15 protein-coding genes are annotated in these 24329 nt (G+C 73.2%); 7 read left to right on the plus strand and 8 right to left on the minus strand.

Annotated elements, in window-relative coordinates; all coding sequences use genetic code 11:
* Positions 1 to 18 precede the first annotated feature (18 nt).
* The 4 genes from WME96_RS07925 to WME96_RS07940 all read left to right on the plus strand — a co-directional run bounded on the left by WME96_RS07925 (position 19) and on the right by WME96_RS07940 (position 4041).
* Positions 19 to 657, plus strand: a complete 639-nt coding sequence (locus WME96_RS07925; protein WP_437289560.1) for an RNA polymerase sigma factor — start codon at positions 19 to 21, stop codon at positions 655 to 657.
* Positions 654 to 1778, plus strand: coding sequence for a tetratricopeptide repeat protein (locus WME96_RS07930; RefSeq protein ID WP_437289561.1), 1125 nt, complete (start codon positions 654 to 656; stop codon positions 1776 to 1778). Before WME96_RS07925 ends, WME96_RS07930 begins: the two co-directional genes overlap by 4 nt.
* On the plus strand, positions 1775 to 2926 hold the full coding sequence (locus tag WME96_RS07935) for a hypothetical protein (protein WP_437289562.1): 1152 nt from the start codon (positions 1775 to 1777) through the stop codon (positions 2924 to 2926). The genes WME96_RS07930 and WME96_RS07935 overlap by 4 nt, the downstream gene beginning before the upstream one ends.
* A 131-nt stretch (positions 2927 to 3057) precedes the next feature.
* Positions 3058 to 4041 (plus strand): rhamnogalacturonan acetylesterase, encoded by a 984-nt coding sequence (locus tag WME96_RS07940; protein ID WP_437289563.1) that lies wholly within the window; start codon positions 3058 to 3060, stop codon positions 4039 to 4041.
* A 90-nt stretch (positions 4042 to 4131) separates the two neighbouring features.
* Here WME96_RS07940 and WME96_RS07945 read toward each other — a convergent pair whose 3' ends face one another.
* From WME96_RS07945 to WME96_RS07970, 6 genes are all read right to left on the minus strand, one after another.
* Positions 4132 to 6618 carry a cellulose binding domain-containing protein gene (locus WME96_RS07945; RefSeq protein WP_437289564.1) on the minus strand — a complete coding sequence of 829 codons (2487 nt, stop codon included), beginning with the start codon at positions 6616 to 6618 and terminating at the stop codon, positions 4132 to 4134.
* A gap of 570 nt (positions 6619 to 7188) precedes the next feature.
* A complete protein-coding gene (locus WME96_RS07950; protein WP_437289565.1) occupies positions 7189 to 7557 on the minus strand; it encodes a molecular chaperone DnaJ in 369 nt (122 codons plus the stop codon).
* Between the two features lie 87 nt (positions 7558 to 7644).
* Entirely contained in the window at positions 7645 to 9435 is a 1791-nt protein-coding gene (locus WME96_RS07955) for a hypothetical protein (protein ID WP_437289566.1), read from the minus strand.
* A 439-nt stretch (positions 9436 to 9874) separates the two neighbouring features.
* Positions 9875 to 10486 (minus strand): GTP-binding protein, encoded by a 612-nt coding sequence (locus WME96_RS07960; RefSeq protein WP_437289567.1) that lies wholly within the window; start codon positions 10484 to 10486, stop codon positions 9875 to 9877.
* Positions 10487 to 10833: 347 nt separating this feature from the next.
* The gene (locus WME96_RS07965; protein WP_437289568.1) at positions 10834 to 12081 is read right to left on the minus strand and encodes a hypothetical protein; all 1248 of its coding nucleotides are present in this window, start codon (positions 12079 to 12081) and stop codon (positions 10834 to 10836) included.
* A 600-nt stretch (positions 12082 to 12681) separates the two neighbouring features.
* On the minus strand, positions 12682 to 13044 hold the full coding sequence (locus WME96_RS07970; RefSeq protein WP_437289569.1) for a hypothetical protein: 363 nt from the start codon (positions 13042 to 13044) through the stop codon (positions 12682 to 12684).
* A gap of 1973 nt (positions 13045 to 15017) precedes the next feature.
* On the opposite strand from WME96_RS07970, the gene WME96_RS07975 reads away from it, so the two are divergent.
* Positions 15018 to 16301 (plus strand): serine hydrolase domain-containing protein, encoded by a 1284-nt coding sequence (locus tag WME96_RS07975; protein ID WP_437289570.1) that lies wholly within the window; start codon positions 15018 to 15020, stop codon positions 16299 to 16301.
* 99 nt (positions 16302 to 16400) lie between these two features.
* Here WME96_RS07975 and WME96_RS07980 read toward each other — a convergent pair whose 3' ends face one another.
* Together WME96_RS07980 and WME96_RS07985 are read right to left on the minus strand one after the other, a co-directional pair.
* Complete coding sequence (locus tag WME96_RS07980; protein WP_437289571.1) at positions 16401 to 18320, minus strand: adenylate/guanylate cyclase domain-containing protein; 1920 nt, start codon at positions 18318 to 18320, stop codon at positions 16401 to 16403.
* Positions 18313 to 20172 (minus strand): OmpA family protein, encoded by a 1860-nt coding sequence (locus WME96_RS07985; protein WP_437289572.1) that lies wholly within the window; start codon positions 20170 to 20172, stop codon positions 18313 to 18315. The genes WME96_RS07980 and WME96_RS07985 overlap by 8 nt, the downstream gene beginning before the upstream one ends.
* Positions 20173 to 20240: 68 nt before the next feature.
* On the opposite strand from WME96_RS07985, the gene WME96_RS07990 reads away from it, so the two are divergent.
* Complete coding sequence (locus WME96_RS07990) at positions 20241 to 22709, plus strand: FecR domain-containing protein (RefSeq protein ID WP_437289573.1); 2469 nt, start codon at positions 20241 to 20243, stop codon at positions 22707 to 22709.
* Positions 22706 to 24232, plus strand: coding sequence for a protein kinase domain-containing protein (locus WME96_RS07995; RefSeq protein ID WP_437289574.1), 1527 nt, complete (start codon positions 22706 to 22708; stop codon positions 24230 to 24232). Before WME96_RS07990 ends, WME96_RS07995 begins: the two co-directional genes overlap by 4 nt.
* Positions 24233 to 24329 lie beyond the last annotated feature (97 nt).

The following is a 24329-nucleotide window of genomic DNA, read 5'->3' on the forward strand; positions in this document are numbered from 1 at the left end:
TCGTGCATCGTCGCTGACGTGCGAAAGCCCGCGACCGACCTCCCGCCGCCGGTGGAGGGAGCGCCTTCGAGGGCGGACGAGCTGCTCGGGCTCGCTCGGGCCGCGGCGGCGCGTGATCCTGCGGCCATCCGCACCCTCATCACCGAGCTCGGCGGGGCCATGCTCCGGACGGTGAGGAAGGTGCTCGGCCCGCGTCACCCCGACGTCGAGGACGTCACGCAGGAAGCCGTCCTCGCGCTGCTCCAGGCGCTGCCGTCCTTCCGCGCGGAGTGCACCGTCGTCCATTTCGCGAACCGCGTCGCCCTCATGACCGCGCTCGGCGCGCGCCGGCGCCTCCGCGTGCGCGCGCGCTACGACGAGCCGGACGCGCCGGTCGATGCGGCCGCGGACGAGAGCGGCCCGTCGCCGTTCGCCCACGTGGTCTCGACCCGGCGGCGCGAGATGGTGCTGGAGGTGCTCGACAGGATGCCGGAGGCGACCGCCGAGGCGCTCGCCCTTCATTTCGTGCTCGGCCACACGGTCGACGAGATCGCGGCGCTCGCCGGCGTCTCCCCGAACACCGTCTGGAGCCGGCTCCGCCTCGGCAAGGAGGCGCTGCGGCGCGCGCTCGCCAACAACGCGAAGCTGGCCGAGCTCTTCCGGGGGAGGGAACCATGAACGTGGACTGCCGGAGCGAGCTCCTCACGCGCGTGCGCCGCGGCGTCGCGACGGAGCCCGACCGGCGCGCCTTCGACGCCCACCTGGGCGCGTGCGCGTCGTGCCGGATGAGCTGGGTGCTCGCGCAGGACTTCGACGCCGTGGGCGCGGCGGAGCCCGGCGACGCGGAGCTCCTCGCGCGCATCGCGAGCGTCGCGATCGGCAGGGCCGGGGACGGAGGCGCGCCGGACGACGTGCTGCGCGCGGACGGGCCCGTGTGGCCGGTGGGCGCGCCGGCGCTGCGGGAGAGCGCGCCGGTGCTGCGGGAGGGCGCGCCGGCGTGGCCGGAGAGCGCGCCCGTGCGACCCGACAACGACGTCCGGCGCGGCGATGACGTCGCCCTGCCCGGGAGCGGCATGGCCGGGCGGCACAAGACGGGCTGGCGGCGGAGCGCCTGGCTCTACGCGGCGGCCGCGGTGCTCCTCTGCGGGGTGGCCGCCGCGGCCACCGCGCTGGTGGAGCGCCCGGCGCCGGGCCCGAGCGCCCGCCGGGTGGAGCCGTCGCTGCGCGCGGTGGTGTCCCGTGCGCGCCCGCCGGCGCCATCCGCGGCCGCGCCGTCCGAGGCCGCGCCTCCCGCGCCGGACGGCGCACCGGCGCCCGGGGGAGCGGCGCTGCCGGAGCTTGCGGCGCCCGCTCCGCGGCCGCCCGAGGCCGCGCGTGGGCCAGGCGCGGAGGCCGCGCGCGGGCCGGGCGCGGCCGCGTCCTCGACCGCGGAGCAGCTCTTCCGGGAGGCCAACGACGCGCGGCGTGCCGGCAGCACCCAGCGCGCCATCGAGCTCTACCGCGCGCTCCAGAAGCGCTTCGCGGGGTCGCCCGAGGCCACCCTCTCCCTCGTGTCGCTGGGCAGCCTCCTCCTCAACGGCGGCTCGGCCGCCGCGGCGCTCGCGCAGTTCGACAGGTACCTCGGCGTGGCCGGCGCGCGCCCGCTGGCGGTCGAGGCGCTCTACGGCCGCGGGCGCGCCTTGCGGGCGCTCGGTCGCGCCGGCGACGAGGCGCAGACCTGGCGGCGCCTGCTCCGCGAGCACCCGAGCTCGCCGTACGCCGAGCACGCGCGCCGCCGCCTCGCCGAGCTGGGCGGGTGATCGCGACGCGCGCGCCCCTCTGGATCGGCCTCGCCGCCGCGGTCGCGCTCTCCGCGGCGCGCGCGCGGGCCGACGGCGGCCGCGCCGCCCCGGCGGCGGCCGCGCCGACCGGCGCCGTCCCCGCGGCGCCGTCGTCGGCGTCGCCCGGCGCTCCGGTCGTGGAGGTCGTGCTCACGGGCGCCGAGGGCGACCTCGGCGCGATCCGGACGGCGCTCGAGTCCCAGGCGCTCTCGGCCTTCACCCTCCGCTTCCGGGCCGCGCCGCGCTTCGACGCCACGGCGCTCTTCGCGACGCGCGCCGTCTCCGGCGTGGCCCTCTCGTGCTGGATCGACCTGAGCGACCCGCGCCGGGCCGCCCTCTACTTCACCGATCCCGTGGCCGATCGCTTCCTCGTGCGCTCGATCGAGCTCTCGGGCCGCTTCGACGAGCTCGATCGCGAGTCCGTGGCGCAGGTCGTGGAGCTCTCGCTCCGGTCGCTGCGCGAGGACGCGCGCTCCTCGCTCGACCGGGCGCAGGCCCGCGCGCTCCTCCTTCGCCAGGCGCCGGCCCCCGAGCCGCCCCCCGACGCCGCGGCCCCCGCCGTCCCGGCGGCGACGCGCCGCGCGCTGGAGCTCGGCGCCTTCTACGGCGTGGCCGCGCACTCGGCCGAGGTCGGCCTCACGCACGGCCCCGGCGTGCGCGTCGCGCTCGGCCGCAGCTGGGGCCCGCACCGGCTCGCCCTCGACGCGCGCTTCCAGTACCAGTTCGAGCGCCGCTACGAGGAGCCGCGCATCGGCCTCGATCTCCGCACGATCACGCTGCGCGCCGACGCCTCGTGGCTCCACGCCCTCGCCCCGGGCGCGACGCCGCTCGAGCTCGGCGCGCGGCTCGGCGCGGGCGTCGACCGCGTGGACGCCACCCCCCGGCCGGGCAGCGACGGCGCTCCCGGCTTCGTCCCTGCCGCGGCGAGCGCCTCGAACGCGCTCGTGCTCGCGGCCGGCCTCGTGGCCCGGCTCCCGCTCGGCCGGGACCTCTGGATGTTCGCCGAGCTCTTCGCCGAGCTCGACCCCGCGCGCGTCCGCTACGACCTGTCGCTCGAGCAGGGGACCGAGACAGTCCTCTCGCGCTACCGGCTCCGGCCCGGCGTGCTCCTCGGCATCGAGCTCTGACGCCCGCGCGCCTCACCCCTCGGGGACTCAGGCCGGCCGAACGCCTCCGTTCATCGCGATCCTCAACATGCAGCAGGAGAGACTCGATGTTTCGCGCACCTTCCCTTCTATCTGACAGATCTTCGATTCCCTTGCGCGCGCTGCTCTCGGCGGTCCTCGTGACCGCATGCAGCGCCGACGACGGCGCTGCCGGGGCGGCGGGCCACGGCGCCGGCGCAGCGGAGGGCGCCAGCGTCACGGGCGCGGGCGGCGACACGGGCGGCAGCGTCACGGGCACCGGCGGCGACACGGGCGCCAGCGTCACGGGCGCAGGCGGCGACCCGGGCGCCAGCGTCACGGGCACCGGCGGCGCGGGCGAGGGCGGCGCCGGCGCGGCCGGAGGGCCGACGGGCGCCGCTGGCGGCTCGGGCGGCGGCGGCAGCGCCGAGCTGCCCGACGTCGCGGTGTACATCGCCGGCGACTCGACGGTGCAGACGTACGTGAACAGCCCCATTCACCAGGCGGGCTGGGGTCAGTTTCTGGGCGAGTTCTTCGACGCGCGGGTGCGCATCGAGAACCGGGCGATCGGCGGCCGGACCGCGCGCCGCTTCATCGACGAGGACCGCCTGGCCGACATCCTCGACGACATCCAGAGCGGCGATTACCTGCTCGTCCAGTTCGGCACCAACGACAGCAACAGGAACGCGACGTACGAGCACGACGGCGCGACCATTCCTTATTATCTGGACCCCGCGACGGACTTCAAATCGTACCTCACCGAGTACATCGAGGGCGCGCAGGCGCGCGACGCGATCCCGGTGCTGGTCACCCCGCCCCCGCGGCGCTCCTGCACCGGGGACAGCCACGAGTTCGGCAACGGCCTGGCCGCGCATTCGCAGGCGATGCGGGAGCTCGGAGGCGAGCTGGACGTGCCCGTCATCGATCTCAACGAGATGACGCTCGCCCACCTGCGCTCCATCGGCTGCGTGGCGGCGGGCGAGGACTTCTTCCTCATCCGGGCGGACGGCTCGGTCGACGGCACCCATTTCCAGGAGACCGGCGCCCGCGTGATGGCGGGCTTCGTGGCCGACGGCACCGCGGACGCCGGCCTGCTGCTCGCGAAGTACCGGAAGTGAGGGCGCCCGGGGGGGATGCCCTCCTGCGCTGGCGGGCGGGCCGCGCCGCGGCCTCGCGCGGGGCGACCTGCCCGCCTTGCGCGGCCTGCGTCACCGCACGTGGATGTCCGGCCTCGGGGGCGCCGCCATCCCGCCGCCGATGTGGAAGCTCGGGTGGGGCGGCTGGTTGTAGGCGGTCTGCTCCGAGGTGATCTGCATCCGGTACTGCGGATCGTGCATGAGCGTGTAGATCCGCCGCGTCGTCACGTCCGTGGTCGTGTAGATCCGCAGCGCCGAGTTGTCGGACTCGCGCCACACGATCTCCTCGCGCCAGTCACCGAGCAGGTCGGCCGTGAGCGCCGGCGTCGACTTGGTCCCGTTGTTCGAGGCGCACTGGCTGCAGCTCAGCAGCGAGCTGCCGCCGTACTTCGTGATCGACGTCTTGTCCTGCAGCTCGCGCAGCTCGTCCGCGTCCCACCAGATCAGGAAGTTGGCCGACGCGGGCTGGGCCCCGACGCGCGCTCCGGTGGTGGTGGACAGCAGCCCTCCCGTGGAGTTGGTCCACATCTCGGCGCCCGGGTTGCTCGCGAGCACGTCGGCCGCCACGCCGCGCCCGGTGTCGGCCCCGGTGACCGGCCCCTGCCAGAGGACGGCGCACGTGTTCGCGTCGTGGATATCGTAGGTCGGCTTGCTGCCGTCCTCGTGGGGCATGAACACCTCGAGCCCCGGGCGCGACAGGACGAAGTCGCTCACGTGCAGCGCGTCGCCGTGACCGAAGTTGGTCGAGCACTTCCGGGTTCCGTTGCTGTCGATCGTGGAGGCCCCGTAGATCACCTCCTGGGCGCCGTCGCCGTCGACGTCCGCCACCGCCATGGAGTGGGCGCCCTGGCCCGTGTACGCGGTGTTCGCGTTGCTGTCGGCCTTCCAGATCTGGGTGAGGTTGCCGTCGCGGAACCCCCAGGCGGTGATCGTGGCGCGCGTGTAGTAGCCGCGGGCCATCAGGATCGCCGGCCTGCCGCTCGCGTCCTGGCCTCTCCCGAGGTCGCTCACGAACCCTGCGCTCGCGAGGAACCGATCGACGCGGTTGCCGTAGTTGTCTCCCCACGAGGACACGGTCCCTCGCGCCACGTCGAAGGCGACGGTGGCGAGCTCCGCGCCGTTGCTCCCGCCGAACACGGTCAGGTACTCGGGCCCGCTGAGCACGTAGCCCGCGGCGTTCCGGTGGTCCGCCGCGTCGTCGTCGGAGGCCGCGGGGCCCTTGCTCAGGGCCGCGCCCGTCCCGTCCCGCGTGCCGGGAGCGGTCTTCACCGCGACCTCCGCGCTCCCGTTGCCGTCGAAGTCGTAGACGACGAACTGCGTGTAGTGCGCGCCGGCCCGGATGTTCCTCCCGAGGTCGATGCGCCAGAGCCTGCGCCCGTCGAGCTTGTAGGCGTCGAGGTAAACGGGCCCGGTGCAGCCGGCCTGGGAGTTGTCCTTGGCGTTCGAGGGATCCCACTTGAGGACGATCTCGTACTGTCCGTCGCCGTCCAGGTCTCCGGCGCTGGCGTCGTTGGCGGCGTACGAGTAGCTCTCGCCCGCGTTGTCGCATTTCGCGGGTGTCGTCCCGCCTGCGGGCGCCGAGAGGGGGATGCGCAGGTAGTTCTGGCCCCAGGTGGCCGCGGCGGGCGAGGCGGCCTGGGCGACGCCGCCCACGACCGCCCTGATCGTGTAGGTCGACGCGGTCGTGCCGGAGGCGTCGAGGTAATTGGTGCTGTTGGTGACGTTCGCGATGCGGCTCCCGTTGCGGTACACGTCGTACGAGATCGCGCTCGGGCTCGCGGGGTCGTACTCGTAGCCGAACATCCTCCAGCCAACGTAGACGCCGCCCGCCACCTTGACGGCGACCACCCCGCGATCGAGGTCCTCCATCTGGAAGTGCCCGCTCGGGGCGGCGCCGCCGCTGCCGCCTGCGCCGCCCGCGCCGCCCGCGCCGCCGGAGCCGCCGGAGCCCCCCGCGCCGCTGCTGCTGCTGCTGCTGCTGGCGCCGCCGCTACCGCCCGCACCGCTGCTGCTGGCGCTGGAGCTGCTGCTGGCGCTGGAGCTGCTGCTGGCGCTGGAGCTGCTGCTGGCGCTGGAGCTGCTGCTGGCGCTGGAGCTGCTGCTGGCGCTGGAGCTGCTGCTGCCCGAGCCGCCCGCTGTCACGCTGGCGAGCGCAGGGCGCTGCGAGGGGCCGCTCGCGTTGGCGCAGAACCCGAACTTCGTCGAGGCACCACGGGCCAGGGTCGCGTTGTGGGCGGCGGGGGTGGCGATGAGCTGCGATCCGCTCGTTGTCGTGCTGGCGTTCCAGGCGTTCGTCACGGAGGAGCCGTTCATGGTGAGGACCACGCGCCACGTCGTGGTGTCTGCCGGCCCCGTGTTCTCGATCGTCACGTCGGCGCAGTACCCGTTCCCCCAGTCCGAAGCATACGTCAGCGTCGCGGTCAGCCCGTCGCCGGTCAGCGGCTGATCCCAGTCTTCTTGTTGCTCGAGCTCTCCTTGAGGCTCGTGAGCGTCCTCCAGGACGCACGCTCCGAGGAGCACGAGGGCGGTGGCCGTTGCTGCCGACAAGCAAGCTCGCATGGAAAGATCCTTTCAAGGCACGCGGCGCACGAGGCGATCCGCGAAAAGAAAACCAGGTCCCAAGGGCCAGCGGCTCCTCGGTCGCCTGTCCCCGGCGACGGAGGATCCGTCAATGACCCTCAAGATGCCCGGGCAGCCCGGAACCAATCACCAGAACTCCAGAAACCTGTGCGCTTCTCGGTGGATCGGAGTTTTTGCGGCGCACGAGAACGCGTGATCATCCCGCTGCAACGCGATGACTCCGGGGATTCACGAGACCCACGCCACCACCGGTGTCCCGACATCCCTTCGACGTCGAGCGACCGTGCTCACCCACCGGCATCCGTGGCGCTGCCCGGTCTGCTCCGGACCCGTGGATTCCTCCCGGAGAGCCGGACCGGGCGGCGGGCAGCCCACCGCCGACGTGACCTGGAGGGGCGAGCCATCCACAAGAAATCCACAGTCTGTGGACAGATGTCCAGTGGGTCGCCCCTACGAGCGCCACGGGCGCACCTGGACGAGGCTGCCTGCCCGATGCCCGACGTCAGCGCGATCCCGACGAGCCCCCGCAGCCGCGATGTGCGCCGGGGGTCAGGCCGCCGGCGGGCGGATCTGCTTGCGGATCTTCTTGAGGAAGGTCTGCGTGCACGTGCCGTGGCTGCCCTCGTGCTCGATGATCTCGCGCGTCAGCTTCGCCTTCGTCTCGTTGGAGACGGTCGAGCAGGCCCGCACCTCGTTCGCGAGCTGGCCGCCCTCGCGGGTCGCGGGCCACGTCTGCTTCGCGACGACGGCGGCCACGTTCGTCGGGCGGTGGTGCGAGGCCTTCGTCTTGGTGACGTCGCGGAAGCCTCCCTCGTCGGACCGCCGCCCGGAGCCGTGACAGCTCGGGCACGTGGTCGTGTTTCCAAACGAGTTGGCGATCCGACCGTCGCCGCCGCAGATGCCGCACGTCTCTACCATCGACTGGGTGTACTGTATTTCGTGTGCGCGTGCAGGCTTTCTCTCGCGCTCTCGCGCCCCTGCGCCAGGCGAGCGGGACCGACGCGGCTACAGGCATTCGGCGGTGCACGCCTCGTCGCACTGGCTCGGCGGCATCTGGCCGTCCTCCTTGCAGAGGTCGACGCACGCGTCGTGGCACCGGTCCGCGTTGTTCCGCACGAACTTCACCGTCACCGTCTTCGCGCCGGTCATCGTCACGAAGCAGCCGTTGCCGAGGACGCTGTCGCACCCGGTGAACACGACGTCGTGTCCCGCCGACGAGGCGAGGAGGAACACCTCGCTGCGCGTCGGGAACGCGGCCGAGCAGTTCGAGGTGCAATCGAGGTTCAGCGGGGTGCTCACCACGCGGCCTGCGCCGCTGCCTGCGGCGCGGACCACGCTGAGCGTGGACGTGCCGAGCAGCGCGGGCGTGACCTCCAGGAACGAGGCCGCGCCCGCCAGGCCGGCCCCGAGGTCGAACGTGGTGCGCGTGTGGCTCTGGCACGCGCCCGTGCCGGCCGCCTCGCTGCACACGCGCGCCGTGAGGGACTGGGGCACGACGAGCGACACGATGCGGTCGTCGCCGATCGCGTTGAGCGCCGCGCCGGCCCAGCGACCGGCCCCGAAGCTCGCGCGTGCGCCGTAGAGGTCCCTCTCCGTGAACGCCGTCACCACGGGCACGACCTCCGCGTACGAGATGCCGGCGAGCACGCCCGTGGTCGTCGGCTCATCGTGGAACCGGCACGTCCCGAAGCCGTGCCCGCTCGTCCCGCCCTCGTCCGTGCACACGCGCACCCGCGCGCCCGGCGGGACGTAGATCGAGCGCGCCCTGTCGTTGCCGACCCCGGAGAAATCCCCCGTGTTGGCGCGGTGCTCCCCGTAGCGGAAGGCCGACACGCTGCCGCGGTAATCCGGCTGGCTGAAGAGCAGCACCAGCGGCTCGATCTCGACGAACGAGATCGCGTCCCGGAAGGCGGCGGGCACCACGTGCGCGCCCCCGTACTCGATCGTGGGGTTCTCGATGGTCGCGCAGGCGCTGCCCGTCCCGCTGGCGCCCTCGTCGAAGCAATACCGCATGCGGCTCGCGGGCGGCAGGCGCACGCGCGCGATGCTGTTGTCGCCCACGCCGTCGAGGTGCCCCAGGCTCGCCCGGTGGCGGCCGATCCCGAGCTCCTGGGCGCGGCCCTCGTCCGTGGACACGACGGCGCGGCCGAGGATGCCGGCCGAGCGCATGCAGCGATCGGCCATGTACGGGACGCTGTGGAACCCTTGCTCGTACTCGCCGCTCGGGTAACCGCAGCTATCGTGGCGATAGTCCTGCTGGTGCATCGCCTCGTGCCAGATCGTGCCTGCGACGTCCGCGCGCTCGTAGTCGTTGATCCCCAGGGCGGCGACGCCGTCCAGGTAGCCCCTGTCGACGCGCACCTGCTCGTGGGAGTCGCCGTACCGATCGTACGCCGCGAAGCCGTTGTGGTTGTCCAGGTCGTCGCACGTGACGGTCACGTCGGCCATGTTGCCGCTGCGCATGATGTCGCGCGCTCTGGTGTACTGCGTGCTCCTCGGCTCGTTCGCGAACGGATCGTCGCTGCCCTCGTAGCAGGGCTTGTACCACTCCATCATCCGGTAACGCAGGCACGCGTCGAACTCCTTGGTCAGCGCGATCTGGCGGCCGGCCTGGTGAGCCTCCACGAGGACGTCGCGCTGCGCGAGCGTGCACGAGCTGGTGTTCAGGTCTCCGTACAGCGCCTCTTGTCCTTCGCCGATCTCCGGCCCGGCGGGCGCCTCGATCCGATCGTCGCCGCACGCGGCCAGCGCTGCGGCGATGCCAAAGAAGAATGCTCTCGTCTCTACCCTGTTCATGGTGGTTTCCCCGATAGGGCCCTGCCCGGACCGCCCCGGAGCGGGGCGCTCGGGCGAGCGCGCCTGGCCCATGGCAACTGATGTGCCCGGGGCCATCGGCCGCGGTGAGCCGGCGAAAGATCGAGGAAACCGAGGGGATCGACGCGCGCGCCGCCGCGGCGTCAGGGCGTCGCGCAGCGCGGTTGTGCGAGGGGTTGCTCAATCAGGGCAGGAGCCGCGCGAGCAGCGCGTCGGCGCCGAGATGACCTGGCGCGATACGCTCTGCTGGCGACGGTTCCCCCACGATCCAGGCCACGCTTTCAGCCAGGCGAGAATGCGTCAAGAAGAATCGCGGCGGGCGGCGGTGGCGGTGATCTCTCGGCGTTGCCGCAACGCCACCACACGGCGCCTTGGCCTGTACACGGGCGCACCTGGACGCGATGGGCCTCTGCCTCGGTCCTCAGGCATTGGGTTTTCCGTTCCAGCGGTGTCCGCGCTCCATCTCCTTGAGCGTGAGCTTCGCGATCGCCCGCAGGGTGTCGAACACGCCGCGGCCGCTCGCCGCTGCGGCCTCGAACTCGGGCGCTCCGCCCGGGTTGAGGAGCGCGCGGAGCTCCGCGACATCGGCGATCCCGTCGAGATCCCGCTTGTTGTACTGGACGACGAGCGGCAGCCGACCGGCCGAGCGGCCCTCCTCGGCCAGGTTGTCCCAGAGATCGGCCATCGACTCGACGTTCGCGTCGAGCCGCGCGCGCTGCGAGTCCGCCACGAACACGACGCCATCCAGCCCCTTCAGGATCAGCTTCCGGCTCGCTCTGTAGAAGATCTGGCCCGGCACCGTGTAGAGCTGGAGGCGCGTGCGAAAGCCCGACAGCCCCCCGAGATCGAGCGGCAGGAAGTCGAAGAACAGCGTGCGATCGCTCTCGGTCTTGAGCGAGATGAGCCGCCCCTTGGCGCTCGGGACCGTCCGATCGTACACGTACTGAAGGTTCGTCGTCTTCCCGCCGAGCCCGGGCCCGTAATAGACGATCTTGCAGTAGATCTCCCGGCTCGCATAGTTGATGAACGCCATCGGCGTGCTCCTCCAGAGTCGACGTTCGAGGGGAGGCATGGCCGGTCCCCGCATTGAAACGGATGTCGAACGGGCGACATCGCATTGAAAGCGATGGCAACGTCCGTCCGACGCGCTGTAAACGAAGGCGATCAGCGGCCCCCGCGCTGGAAGCGGTCGCCGCGATCGACCCCGCGTCGGGGGGAGGCGACGGCCGCTCCCCCCACGAGTCCCCGGGCCGCGCGCGCTGCGCCGGGGGCGCGCCCGGCGCAGCGCGCGCGGCGCGCCCCGCCGCGCGATCTCCGCGCTACGTCACGCGCGGCCGGCGGCGAGCTGCGTTGCCGCTGCCGCCGCCGCGCCCGCGGCGATCACGCGGACGCGTCGGCGATCGCGTGGAGGGCGGCCACGAAGCCCTCCAGGGAGGCTTCGCGCGCGTCGCTGTGCTTCACCAGCCGCTCGTTCACCGCGATGAGCTCCGCCACGTCCGGGCTCGCGCCCGGGATCCGCCGGAGCTCGTGCACCGCGCGGCTCACGCGCGACGGCGGGTCGAGGCACGCGAGCGCTGACAGCGCCGCCGTCGCGCCCGGCTCGCGACCCGCCGCGAGCGCCTCCCGCGCCATCGCCAGGAGCACCAGCGCGAAGGCGACCTGGATCGCCTCGAGGAAGCCGCGGGAGACGTCCTTGCCGCCCTGGCTGGCCTCGCTCCAGGCGAGCGTCACGAGCTCGCCTATCTCCGAGAAGGCGCGCCTCGACATCAGCGTGGAGAGCGTCTCCAGGCCGTGCTTGTCCCAGGCCGCCCGCGTGGTCAGCTGGCGCGCGAGCCAGGAGAGCAGGGGATACGCGTCGCCGCCCGCCCGGATTGCCCCGAGCGCGACATCCATCAGCGCGGCCCGCGCCACGCCGTGCGCCTCGAGCCAGCCGAGCAGGTTCGCCCGCTCCCCGCCCCGCGGCGTCCGGCGCGCCTTCTCGAGGATCGCGTCCCTCAGCACCGCGGGGAAACGGGGGATATCGACGCTCCAGTCCTCGTCCGAGAGGCGCGCGCGCTCCATCGCCAGCGCGGCCAGCGCGGCGTCGTCGAGCGAGATCACCCCGGCCCGCCTCGCCGCGAGGATCTTCGGGACCGGTAGATCGCGCAGCGCGGGGCGCTCCGCGCCGAGGCCGTCGAGCTCGTCCCCGTCGAGCAGCGGCGGCAGCCCCTTGTGGACCTTGGGCGCGAGGACGAACTCCCCGGCCCACTGGACAGGCTCGCGCCGGCAACGCGCGAGCACGCGCTCGTAGATCGCAGCCGGCACCTTCCCGCGCACGAGATCCGAGAGCTCGATCCACTCCTCCTCGTCGAGCACGAGGCGCGGCACGCTCAGCACCTCGTGCTGGAAGTGCGCTGGATCCCTGATCGCGAGCCGCGCGAGCTGCCGGATCACCGGACCGCTGAACCCGCTCTCGCAGCGCGCTCTCCAGCGCAGGAGATCGGATGTCCCGAGCTCGTCGATGTGCTCGGACAAGAAGGCATGATCGTCCGGCTCCAGCGACGGCTGACGGAGCACATGAAAGAACGCGACGGGACGGGCACGGCCCCGGTGCGCGCGCACCAGGGCCTCAATCTCCGCCTTTCGCATGGCGCGACCTCATCACCCGATGATCCCATGTGGGGATCAGGGACACTCTCAGGTCCATCGTCGCCTGGCGCGTGCGCGGCCCGTCATGACTCGGCGGTCGGTGGAATGACGGATCCTGTTCCTGACCGGTGCGACGAGGATAGCGCGAGCGATCCTCCTGTCAAGCGGGGCAGGCGGGAGGGGCCTTGACGCGGGTCAACCCGCGATGAACCGCGACGACGAGGAGACCGGGCGGCGCACGGCGCAGATCGAGCCGATCCGGATCGGGGTATTGCGGCTCGTCGCGGTGGGCCGAGGCCACGAGCGCGAGCACCGGCGCCCCCACGGGCAGCGTCGCCCCGCCGAGGGAGATGTCGGCCGGGCGGCCCGAGGGGGGCTGCCGCGGGGCGAGCGGACCACGGGAGCGCGCGAGAGCACCCCGGAGGCCAGGCGGCGACCGCCCGGGTTTCGCGGCCCTCGGGCGAGGCGGCGCGCCGCGCTGAGCGGTCGGAATGACCGGGTTGTCGGTCATCTTGACCGAGCAAAGCCCGGGAGGCGGCCGACCTCCCGGGCTTCGTTCTCTCTGCTGTCAGCGCTCCGCGGGGGGTCGCGCGGTCAGCTCTACTTGTAGAACACGAGCAGCTTGTTGTCCTCGATCTTGACGTCGACGACATCCTTGAGATCGATGTCGTTGTCGCTCAGGATGTCACCAACCTTGAGCCCGTTGGCGACGTCGACGTCCTTCAGCACGTTCTGGATGTTGAGGATCTGAAGCTTCACGAGCACGTTGTTCAGCACATTGTTCAAGATCCCGACCTCGGAGTTGTTGAGAACGTCCGCGACGTCCACGATCTTGACGTCATCGATGACGTCCACACCCAGGAGAGCCGTGACGTCGCCCACGAGGATGTTGATCAGGCCGGTCAAGGTGTGCCCCTGGACGAGATCGATATCTCCACTGTCCGGCGTGGTATACGACGCCATCGCGGGGGCCGACAGGCCGAGGGCAACGAGAGCAGCGCCAACGCCAGAGAGAACGCGAGACTTGAGCGACTTCATTTTCGTTTTGTCCTCGAACTTGGGGGTTTCAGTCAGCTTTGTTTGCTTCGAACGCTGAACGTCGGTCAACAGCCTGTCACCAATCCATCCAACCGATCGTGTGCTCGGGCGGCTCGGGTCGTCCGATGCGCGCGTCCGTATCGATCGATCTCGACCTGGGGTCGCCATCCGACGCTCTCGCGCCGGCTTCGAACAGCACGGTTGTGCCGGGCGAGCCTCGCTGAAGAAGCCCTCCCGCGCGGCGCGCGATGCGTAGCGGCATACGCGCCATCTCCGATGCTTATTTATGTCTGGTGTTGCTCCGGCGCTCACGCGCTCTGTCGAAGACCGTTTCGTCTTCGCATCGGTGCTTATTCACGGATGGTGCCAAGCACAGAGTCGCGGCCGACGTCGGGGATCTGTGAAGAAGTTTATCTCTGCTGTCGATTCTGTCGTCTGGCACTGTAGCCGGGACGACAGGCACGCCTCACTGCATGGGCACACTGAGACAATAGGCTACGCGAGGTAGGCAGGGTGTCGGCGTAGCGCGATTGGAGATTGTCTGTCTCGATAGGCATGATAACATGAAAGGTTTTGCTGGCAAGCGGGCACGCGTCGCGTCATGCGATTCTGGTGAACGACGGTCGTTTAAGATACGTCAGTGAACGGCGGTCGTTTCACGTCATGGCCCGTCCGTCCCCCGGCGGGCTCATCGTTAAATGTCCATGTACGACGCGGGGTTCGCCGCGCATCGGACGCCTGCGCGGCGCGCCAACGCCATCGCGATCGGCGGCGCTCGTCTCTCGATCTGCCAGGGACCGGTCGACGTCGCGGGGCAGCATGGGTCTCCGCGGGAGTCTGCCGCATACTGGAGCATGCATGTGCATGCTCCAGCATGCAGGGGCGTCCTGAGGCACGCTGGTGCATGCTCCAGTATGCAGGGGCGTCCTGAGGCACGCTGGTGCATGCTCCAGTATGCAGGGGCGTCCTGAGGCACGCTGGTGCATGCTCCAGTATGCAGGGGCGTCCTGAGGCACGCTGGTGCATGCTCCGGCATGCAGGAGCATCCTGAGCACGTCGGTGCATGCTCCGGCATGCCGGCCTGGCAGCGGAGCACCGGCGGTCGCTGGTGCGGCGCGGTCCTCTCGGACCGCTGACCCGGGGAGCCGCGTGCTCGGCGCGGGTCGGGCACCCGACCTCGGCAAGCGGCGAAAGGGGCTGAGGATAGCGCGGCGCGCGGCGGCACCGCGAGAGCCAGCTTCGTCGACATCGTGCTATCGCAGCGAAGCCGTCGCGCTGCTCTCCACTTGGTTCACGTGGCCACGCAGCCACGAGAGCTGTTTGGCAGGAGACAAACCAGAACCGGTGAATGAGCGCGGCAGACGGGGTGGTGGGCAGATCGTGGGGCGGCCCTCGCGCCAGCTCGCGTGGAGGCCTCGTCTCGCGGTGGCCGTCTGACCTCGTGGGGCGCACGTCGAGAGGTCCCGTCCGCGTCGATCCAGCGGCGCGGGCGCGCCGCCGGATGGCGCGGCAGCGCCCGCGGCGCGACGCTCGAATGAGAGCGTCCACCGCCGCGTGGAAGCGCGGTCGGAACCGTGCTGCGCATTCGTCCACGGCCGTCCGCGGTCGTCCAGGATGTCGAGACGAGCGCACATCCACTTGCGTCATCCCGCAATCGATTGCGCGCTGATTCCCGTCGTGCCAACTCAACTGGACGCGGCGCGCCCGGCCTCTCGGCTGAAAAGGCGGCGCGAAAGCAGGTATTGTTGGCGACGCAGAACGTGGGAGGGGAAACGTGCAGCGCTGGCGTACATGTTGCCATTCATCGCGACGGACGCCCACGCTGAATAAGCCTCCGGCGCTGCCGGGGCGACGCCGTGGAATCCTTTGTTCTTGATGAAAGCAAGGTTGGAAGAGCCATGAACGAACAACGACGCGCGTTCGACCGCAGGCAGTTCTTGCAAGGAATGACCCAGTTCGCCATGGTGGCAGCCACGGCGCCGGCGCTCGGCAGCTCGGATGCCTGGAGAGGCGTGGACTGCACCACGCTCACCGCGGGTCGGCCCGAAGACGTGGGCATGAGCTCGGATCGGCTGGAGGACGTCTTCGCGCGGATCCAGCGCCGGGTGAGCGATGGACTCTTCCCCGGCGCCACGGCGCTGGTCGCGCGCCATGGAGTCGTCGTGGGTCATCGGGCGTTCGGCGCCAAGGTCGCCGGCGTCGATGAGCCGGTGACGCTCGACACGATCTTCGACCTGCAGTCGATGACCAAGGTGCTGTCGACGGCGGCGTCGGCGCTCGCGCTCGTCCAGGAGGGCGTGATCGCGCTGAACGCTCCGGTCGCCAGGTACCTGCCGGAGTTCGCCGCGAGCGGCAAGGGGGCCATCACCGTCCACGACATGCTCCGGTATTCGGCCGGTCTGCCGGTGGACAACCAGTTCCTGGACGTCGCGGACGAGGAGACGGTCTGGCGGCTCATGGCCGAGACGCCGCTCGAGTATGCGCCCGGGACGTCGGTGCTCTACAGCGACCTCACCTACCGCCTCCTCGGACGCATGATCGAGGCCGCCGCGGGGCAAGATCTCGATACCGTCGCGGACACACGCATCTGGGGGCCTCTCGGCATGAACGACACGATGTACAACCCGCCCCCGGCGCTCCACGAGCGCGTCGCCGCCACGGCGTACTCCGACCTCCGGGGTCACTTGTGCCGGGGCGAGGTGCAGGACGAGCAGGACTGGGCGCTGGGCGGCGTCACCGGCTGCGACGGCGTCTTCTCCACGGCGAGGGACATCGCCGTCTTTTGCCAGATGATCTTGAACGGCGGCGCCTACGGCGGCGCCGAGATCCTGCGGCCGGACCTGGTCCGCCGCATGAAGCGGAACAACACGCCCCAGGTGACGGAGGCGGCGACCGACACCTCGCCCATCGAGAACCTCCTCCTGACCCCGAAGGGCCTCGGCTGGGAGCTCTGGACGAGGCGGTTCTCCAACGGCGGCATGCGCCTGTCGCCGCGCTCGTACGGCAAGGCGGGCGGCGCGGGCACGTTCATGTGGGTCGATCCGGACCACGAGATCATCGGCGTCCTCCTGACGAACCACGGCCTGCCGCAGCCGTTCGACGGGCTCCACTGGAGCCGGATGCTCGACGCCGTCGGCTGCGCCGAGTTCTTCGACGGCATCATCAACGCCGTGCACCACTGACCTGCTCGCCCGCGCCGCCCGGCGCGGCGTCGCCCGGTCGCTCGCGGCAGCCCCGCCGGCCTGCGCCCCGGAGGAGACCGGGCGGGCGCGCCCCGCCCCTCAGCCAGGATCGAGCGCGTAGACCGCCGTGGTCGTCTTGCGCCCCGTGAGGTTGCGCTCGCCGAGCGCGCGCAGGGGGAAGGCGTCGCCGGCGAGGAGCCTCGTCGCCTCGGAGACGAGCACCTGGTTCGGCGCCGCGATGGCCTCGAGCCGCGAGGCGACGTTCACCACGTCGCCGATCACCGTGTACTCCATCCGCTTGTCGGAGCCGATGTTGCCGACGATCGCCTCTCCGGAGTTCACGCCGACGCCGAGGCGGATCTCGATATCGTATCGCTCGCGCCACTCCTCGTTCGCCGTCTCGAGGAAGCGCATCATGTCCTCGGCGGCGGCGAGCGCGCGGCGCGCGTGATCCTCTTGCGGGAGCGGGGCGCCCCACACCGCCATGACGCAGTCGCCGATGAACTTGTCGACCGTGCCGCCGTGCCGGAACACGATCTCGGTGAGCATCGAGAAGAGCTCGTTCAGGAGGGCGACCATGCGCTCGGCGTCGCGCGACTCGGCGAGCGGCGTGAAGCCGACGACGTCGGCGAACAGCACCGAGACGGCCGCCCGCTTGCCGCCGAGGGCGAGCGGGTGCTCGCCGCGGACGATCGCGTCGACGACGGCCCTGTCCATGAACCGGCCGAGGTCGCCGCGGAGCTTCGCCTCGCGCGCGATGTCGGCCTCGCCCTGCTCGAGGTCCGCCGCCATGCGCCGGAGCGAGGTGGTGAGCTCGCCGATCTCGTCGCGCCGGGCGGGCTGCGCGTCGCCGAGCGCGATCTCGCGCCAGCGCCGGGCGCCGATGAGCCGCGCCTGCGCGACGAGGCGCAGGATCGGGCGCGTCACGTGCCGGGCGGCGAAGGCCGCGAGGGCGATCGCGAGCAGCAGCGCGCCCGCGGCGACGGCGGCGCCGCGGCGCCGCATCTCGTCGAGCGCCGCGAAGGCCACCGGCTCCGGGCGCCAGATCGCGACCGCCCAGCCGAGGTCGGGCAGCGTCTCGATGACGCCGATCATCCGCTGGTCGCCCTCGTCGTGCGGGGCGAGCACGCTGATCCTCTCGGTCCAGACGGCGGCCGGGGGGAGCTTGCCCCAGAGCGGCAAGGCGGAGACGTCGCTGCCCGGCGCCGCGCCCGGGACCCCGAACGCCGCGATCGCCCGGCGATCGTGCCCCGCGATGAGCAGGCGCACGTCGCGGCCGCCGAAGCGGCGCTGGGCGATCGCGGCCAGGTCGCGCTCGAGCGCGTCGAGCCCCACCGGCGCGACCACGTAGCCGGCCGGCCCGCGCGGGGAAGGCGGCGCCGCGCCGCTGCCCGGCGCCGCGTCGGCGGCCGCCGCGTCGGCGGCCGCCGCGCCGCCGGCCGCCGCGCCGGCGGTCGCGCCCGCCGCGTCGGTTGCGCCCGCCGCGCCCGCGGCCTCGCCGGGGAACCGCACGCGGGCCACCAGCAGGCCCCGGGCCGGACCGACCACGCCGAAGCCGACGCCGTGCTCATCGGCGAGCCTGCGCAGCGCCGGCGGCGCCGCGGGCACGTCCGCGCCGGTCGACGCCTTGCGGATCACGGTGCTGATCCCCGCGTCGGGCACCTCCAGCCGCACCGCGTCGATCAGCGCGCGCGTCGAGACCAGGGCGCGCACCGACGCGACAGCGTCCTCGTCCCGGATCGCGCCGCCCGCCGCGTGGCCGAAGATGGCCGCAGCCGCGACCGCGTCGCTCTCGACATCCCGGACGAGCTGGATCGAGGCCGAGGCCACCTCGGAGAGGATCGCCGCCTGCAGGCTCTCCTCGGACGTGCGCACGGCGCGCTGGTTGACGTCGGCGAGCAGCGCCACGGCGGCGGCCACGGGGACGAGCGCGATCGCCGTGAAGAGCGCGATCGCCTTCGTCTTGAGCGAGAGCGCCCTCACGCCGGGGCCTCCGCGCGCGCCCGGCGCGTCAGTCAAGGGGGCCGTCCTTCCAGCCGGCCGCGCCCTCGTCCGTGCGCTTGCGGATCTGGAACTCCACCCGGCGGTTCCTGGCCCGGCCCTCGCGCGTGCGGTTGTCGGCGATCGGGCGGCGCGGGCCGAAGCCGCGCGCCTCGAGGCGGCGGGCGTCGATGCCGTGCGCGGTCAGCCACGCGACCACGGCGAGCGCGCGGCGCTGCGAGAGCCTCAGGTTCGCCTGATCCGCGCCCTGGTTGTCCGTGTGGCCGTCCACCGCGACCCGGGCGATCTCGGGGTGCTCCTCCAGGACCGCCGCGACCTCGGACAGCAGCTCGAAGCTCTCCGGCTCGATCTCGGCCCTGCCGGTCGGGAACTGGACCTGCTGCAGGATGACAATCTGCGAGCCCTCGATGCGCACCGCGAACGGGCAGCCGTGCGTCGCGCGATCCTCGCTCGGCTTGCCGCGCTCGTAGGGGCAGGCGTCCGCCGCGTTGGGGATGCCGTCGCCGTCCGTGTCCGCGGGGCAGCCGTGTTTGGACGTAGGGCGGGACCCCGCATTCGCGGGTCTCTCGGACGTGGGTTGGGACCCCGCATTCGCGGGTCCCTCCGGCGCGGCTCCCACCTCGTCCGCGGCCGCGCTGCTCACCCCCGGCACGTCCGGGCAGCGATCGTCGACGTCGTAGATGCCGTCGTCGTCGCGGTCCGGCGGGCAGCCGCGCCGGAAGGCCGGCCGCGCCCCCGGCGCCGCGGCCGGCGGGCGCGCCTCGCCGATGACCCGGGGGCACGCGTCCTCCGCGTCGGGGACCGAATCCCCGTCGAGGTCGGCGACGGGCGCCGCCGCCCGCGCCGCACCGCCGCGATCGCCGCCCGGCCCCGCCGGCGCGGCCGCGGTGGCCGCCGGCGCCGCGGCGGGCGCTGGCACGACGTCCGCGGCGATGCCGAGCGCCGCGAAGAACCGCGCCTTGGGCGTGCCGGGCAGCCTGCCGAAGCCGGGGCCGGCGCCCGCGTCGAGCGTGAGCGGGCCGAGCGACCACCGCGCCGTGAGCAGGAGCTCCGCGCCCGCGCGGCCGGGGACCTCGATCGCCACGCCCTCCGCGCCCGCGCGGCCGGGGACCTCGACCGCCCGTGCGTCGCCGGCGGCGGCCCAGACCGAGAGCTCCGACCCGAGCTGCAGCGGGCCTTTGCTGACGCCCACGCCCGCGGCCAGGAAGACCTCGCTGCCGGTCAGGCTGTCCCCCGAGGCCTGCTGGAACCGGCCCCCCGCCGAGGCCGCCCAGCGGAAGCCCGGGTGCTCCGCCCCCACGATCACCCGCGGCGCGTAGCGCACGGCGCCCGCGCCGGAGAACGCCGCCTCGTCGCCGGTCGGCAGCCAGACCGAGAGCCCGAGCGCCGCCGCCGGCCGGAGCCCCTCCTGCGGCATCAGCGCCACCCGTCCGCCCACCTGGAGATCGGCCACGGCGATGCCGCCCGCGGGCGCCGGGACGCGGATGTCGCCGATCGCGGGCGCCGCGCCGCCCTGATCCAGCACGAACGGCGCGTCGAGGTCGAGCTTGACCCGGCGCAGGAGCTCGACGCTCGCGAGCGCATGGAGGATCGCCTGCCGGTCCACCCACGTTGCCGCCCCGTCGCCAGGCTCTGTCCCGCGCACGCTGAGCGGTTGATGAGAATACGAGAGCAGAAGTCCGACCGCCGGCCGGAGCTCGCCCGACACACCGGCAGAAGGGACAGTGGAGAGCCCGTCGCCCGCGGGCGCGGGAGCGAGCCTGTCGAGCGCGGTGGCCTCCTGCGCCGCCGCCGGCCTGGAAAACGAGGCGGCGACGAGCAGCGGGGAGGCCAGGAGGGGCGCGATGACGCGCGCCGACCAATACGCCATCGGTCTGCTCGTATCCCATTGCCTGGTCCCTTGCAACGCCGATCTCGATCCGGTAGCGTGCCGCGGGCGTGGCATCGTCAAATGGCCTGTCCGTCGCTATCGCGGTGCTCCTCGGTTGCGCCAGCCACGTTGGTTACGTCGGCGCGGCGAGCGGCAGAGAGCCGACGCCCGGATATCCAGAGGCGGTCATCCAGTGGGGTGTGCAGCGCGGAGAGACCTGCGATGACATCGCGAAGGTCCTCTACGGCTCGTCCAGCCATGTTGGTTTGATCCAGCGATATAACCGCGTCGCGTGCGGCCCGGGCGCGACGCTCGCCGAGGGGCTCACGCTCGTCCTCCCCGCCGAGGTGACGTCGATCCCGGACGCGAAGATCCGCGCGATGCGCCCTGACGTGCGCGCGCGCCCGGCTGGCGGCGCCTGGTCGCCCGCGACTCCGGGGATGCCCTTGATCGCGAACTCGAGCGTCAACACGCTGGACGAGGGGCGCGCAGATATCGAGTTTGTGGATCGGACTCGGGTGCTGCTCGCGCCGAATACGCTCGTCGTCATCCACGGTACGGCGAGCCGGACGAGGGTGTCGACGACGCCGCCTGCGGCCGTCGAGCTCTCGGACGGCGAGGTGAAGGCGGCGCTCGCCGCGCTGCGCGGCCAGACGGTCGATGTCGCGAGCGGGGGCGGCCGGGTGAGCGCGTCGTCGCGCGACACCGTGGTGCAGCGGCGCGGGGAGCGGACGACGGTCGCGGTGTTCGACGGCAAGGCGGACGTCACCTCGGGCGGCCTCTCGGTCGTGGTCCCGAAGGACCATGGCACCCGGTTCGTGGGCAGGGCGCCGCCCGCGCGCCCGCGCCCGCTGCCGCCGCGGCCGGAGTGGACGGAGCAGACGTCCGCGGAGGTCGCGCCGATCGCGCTCGCCCCGGCCGGGCTCGGCGTCCTGTCGGCGTCCTGGAAGCCGGCGCCGCAGGCGGCCGGCTACCGGGTCGAGGTCGCGCGCGACCCGGAGTTCAACGACCTCGTCGCCCGCGAGGAGGTGAAGCCGGACGTCGTGTCGTTCCGCGCGGAGAAGATGCCGGCCGGCGCCTATTTCCTCCGCGTCCGGGTCATCGATCGCGAGGAGTACCTGGGCGTCGGGGCGGTGCGCCGGTTCCACCTCGTCGCCGCGCGCGCCGCCGGGGGCGTCGCCCCGTCGGCGGGGGAGATCACCGCGAACCCGTACGGGATCGTCGAGCTCACGCCGTCGCCGGCGCTCGAGCTGGCGATCGACGAGGGGGCGTTCGGGCCGGTCCCCGAGCGCATCGACCTGCTCCAGCGCGCCCCGCGCGAGCTGCGGCTGCGCGAGCGCGGCGGCGCCGCGTCCGGCGCGGTGACGTCGCTCCCGGTCCGGTATACGACGGTGGGCGCGGCGATCGAGGCCTCGCGCGCGGCGGACGGCGCGGCGCTCGAGGCGCGGGTCGAGCTCGACGGCCTCGAGGGGATCGACGTCGCGCAGCGGGTGGCACCGCGGCTCATCGCCCACCTGCCGGGCGGGGTGCGCTCGGCCGCGCTCACGGGCGGCGACCGCGGGGGCGCGCTGACCGCGCGGATCCCGCTGCCCCCCGAGGCGACGCGCCCCGGCGAGCCACTGCGCGTCCGGCTCGACGTCGCCGACGGCCGCGGCGGGGTGCTCGGCACGCGCGAGGTCGATCTGTCTGCCGCGAAGGCCGGGTCGCCGGGGGCCACGGCGCCGGCGCCCCCGGTCTTGCCCGTGCTGGGCGCGTACGTCCCGATGCTGCCGGTGTCCGCGGTGGCGGACGTGCTCTGGCTCGGGCCGACGCCGCCCGCCGTCGTGGCCGCGGGCGCGGCCGCGTCGCGCGTCGGGGATGGCTGGGTCGCCGCGGGCCAGGTGCGCGCGAGCGGCGCGATCGGGCCGCTGGGGCTCGACGTCGCGCTCCGCTCGAGCCCGGCCGGCGACGGCGAGGCGGCGGGCAGCGCCGGCTGGCTCGGCGCGCGCTTCCGCGTCGTGCGCCTCGGCCGCGCGGCGTTCGAGCTCAGCCCCACGCTGCGCCTCGGCGTGCCGCTGGCCGACGCGGTCCCGCCCGTCCGGGTCGAGCCCGGCGTCGCGCTCGGCGGCGCGGCGGGCCGGCTCACCTGGGTGGTCAACGCCGGAGCCCGTATCCGCATTGCGGACGAGGGCGGCGCGGCGGGCGAGGGCAGCGCGGCGGGCGGCGAGGGCAGCGCGGCGGGCGGCGACGGCAGCGCGGCGGGCGAGGGCAGCGCAGCGGGCGGCGGCGAGCTGGCCGCGCCGCCGGCGCAGGGCTTCCTGGTGGCGGGCGGCACGGCCGACGCGGCGCCGTGGCTCCGGCTGCACGGCGCGCTGGATCTGCACCTCGTGCACCGCGACGGCGGCGCGAACGACGTGCTCGGCGCGCTGTCGGCGGGCGCGGAGGCGGGCGGCGCGCTGTTCGGGGCGCTGTCGGTGCGGGTGAGCCCGTGGCGCGGGGCGGGCGAGGGGCCGGTGACCGCGCAGATCGCGGTCGGCCTCCGCGAGGCGCCGCCGTGAGCGGGGGCGACGGCGCGCGACGGCCGCCGGACGGAGGCGCGGGCGATGACCGCACCGTGCTGAAGGGCGCGCACACGCGCCTGCCGGCCACCGTGATGGTCCCGCCGCCAGGGGGTCCACCCGGGGGCGTCGCGGCGGCGGAGACGCTCCCCTCGGACGAGCCCGGCGCGGGCTCGTCGTCGCGGGCGGGCGTCGGGCGGGTCCTCGGCGGCAAGTACAACCTCGTGCGGCTGCTCGGCGCGGGCGGGATGGGGGAGGTCTACGAGGCGGAGCACGTGCTCCTCGGCGTTCCGGTCGCGGTGAAGACGATGCACCCGTACATCGCGACGCTGCCGGAGAGCCGGCGGCGGTTCCTCCGCGAGGCGCGCGCCGCGTCGCGGCTCGTGCACCGGAACGTGGTCAAGGTGCTCGACCTCGGGGGCGACGAGGACGACGACGACGGGGTGATCTACCTCGTGATGGAGCTGCTCAAGGGCCAGTCGCTCGCCGCGCGGCTCCGGGCGTCGCGCGAGCTCCCGGACCTCGCGGAGGTGGCGTCGATCTTCGCGGACATCCTCGACGGCGTGGGCGCCGCGCACGCGAGCGGCATCGTTCATCGCGACCTCAAGCCGGAGAACGTGCTGCTCGCGGAGCAGGACGGGCAGCGCGTCGCCAAGGTCGTCGATTTCGGCCTGGCGCACCTCGACGACCCGCTCGACGCGGGGCCGACGCTCACGTCGGAGGACATGATCGCGGGCACCCCGGAGTACATGAGCCCCGAGCAATGCCGCTCGCTCGCTGTGGGCCCGAGCTCCGATCTCTACGCGTGTGGCTGTATTCTTACGGTGTTGCTGCAAGGAAAGCCGCCATTCTCCGGGCTGCCCGCGGTCGAGCTCATGGCGATGCACATGTTCTCGATCCCGCCGCCCCTGGTCCGGCCGCCCGGGGCGCCGCCGGTCCCGCCGCTCCTGGAGCGGCTCCGGCTGGATCTGCTGGCGAAGCTGCCGGAGCGGCGGCCGGAGAGCGCGGCGGCGGCGCGGTCGCGGCTCGACGAGGCGCTGTCGCGGGAGGCCGAGGCGCGGCGGCTGCCTGGGCGCAAGGGGGAGGTGCCGGTCGAGGGGCGGGGCGAGCGCGCGTCGGCGTGGCCGGACAGCGAGGCGACGCGGCAGGAGCCTGCGCCGGAGCAAGCGGTCGCGCTGCTCCGGATCGCGCCGGCGGGGCAGGGGCTCAGCGAGGCGTGCGAGATCGGGCTCGACGCGCAGGGGATCCACCTCGCCGAGGTGCCCGACGCCGCGGCGCTGGCCGAGTCGGGCCTCGGCGTCGCGGTGATCGACGCCGGCGCCGACGTGGACGCCGCGTGCGCGCTGCTCGAGGCGCTCGGCCGCGCGGCGCCCGGGGTGCGCGCGGTGGTGTGCGCGGCCGGGCTCTCCTCCGAGAGGATGAACGCGCTCGTGGCGGCGGGCGCGGCCGATGTGGCGCGCTATCCGATCGCGCCGGACGTGCTGTCGCGCAAGATCGCGCGGGTGGTGCGCCGGGGACGTTAGTACCAGTCGCCCGCGTGCGTCCCTGGTTCATGAGAGAATTTGAACCACAGAGGCACAGAGGGCACAGAGGAAAGAAGAAGAAAGAAGAAGATATATA

The sequence above is a fragment of the Sorangium sp. So ce406 genome, from assembly GCF_051474675.1.
GTDB classification, from domain to species: domain Bacteria; phylum Myxococcota_A; class Polyangia; order Polyangiales; family Polyangiaceae; genus Sorangium; species Sorangium cellulosum_G.

Excerpts from the sequence above, each read along its gene's own strand:
- WME96_RS07930 (WP_437289561.1), top strand. The coding sequence starts at position 654 with ATGAACGTGGACTGCCGGAGCGAGCTCCTCACGCGCGTGCGCCGCGGC.
- WME96_RS07945 (WP_437289564.1), bottom strand. The coding sequence starts at position 6,618 with ATGCGAGCTTGCTTGTCGGCAGCAACGGCCACCGCCCTCGTGCTCCTC.
- WME96_RS07950 (WP_437289565.1), bottom strand. The coding sequence starts at position 7,557 with ATGGTAGAGACGTGCGGCATCTGCGGCGGCGACGGTCGGATCGCCAAC.
- WME96_RS07955 (WP_437289566.1), bottom strand. The coding sequence starts at position 9,435 with ATGAACAGGGTAGAGACGAGAGCATTCTTCTTTGGCATCGCCGCAGCG.
- WME96_RS07960 (WP_437289567.1), bottom strand. The coding sequence starts at position 10,486 with ATGGCGTTCATCAACTATGCGAGCCGGGAGATCTACTGCAAGATCGTC.
- WME96_RS07965 (WP_437289568.1), bottom strand. The coding sequence starts at position 12,081 with ATGCGAAAGGCGGAGATTGAGGCCCTGGTGCGCGCGCACCGGGGCCGT.
- WME96_RS07970 (WP_437289569.1), bottom strand. The coding sequence starts at position 13,044 with ATGGCGTCGTATACCACGCCGGACAGTGGAGATATCGATCTCGTCCAG.
- WME96_RS07975 (WP_437289570.1), top strand. The coding sequence starts at position 15,018 with ATGAACGAACAACGACGCGCGTTCGACCGCAGGCAGTTCTTGCAAGGA.
- WME96_RS07985 (WP_437289572.1), bottom strand. The coding sequence starts at position 20,172 with ATGGCGTATTGGTCGGCGCGCGTCATCGCGCCCCTCCTGGCCTCCCCG.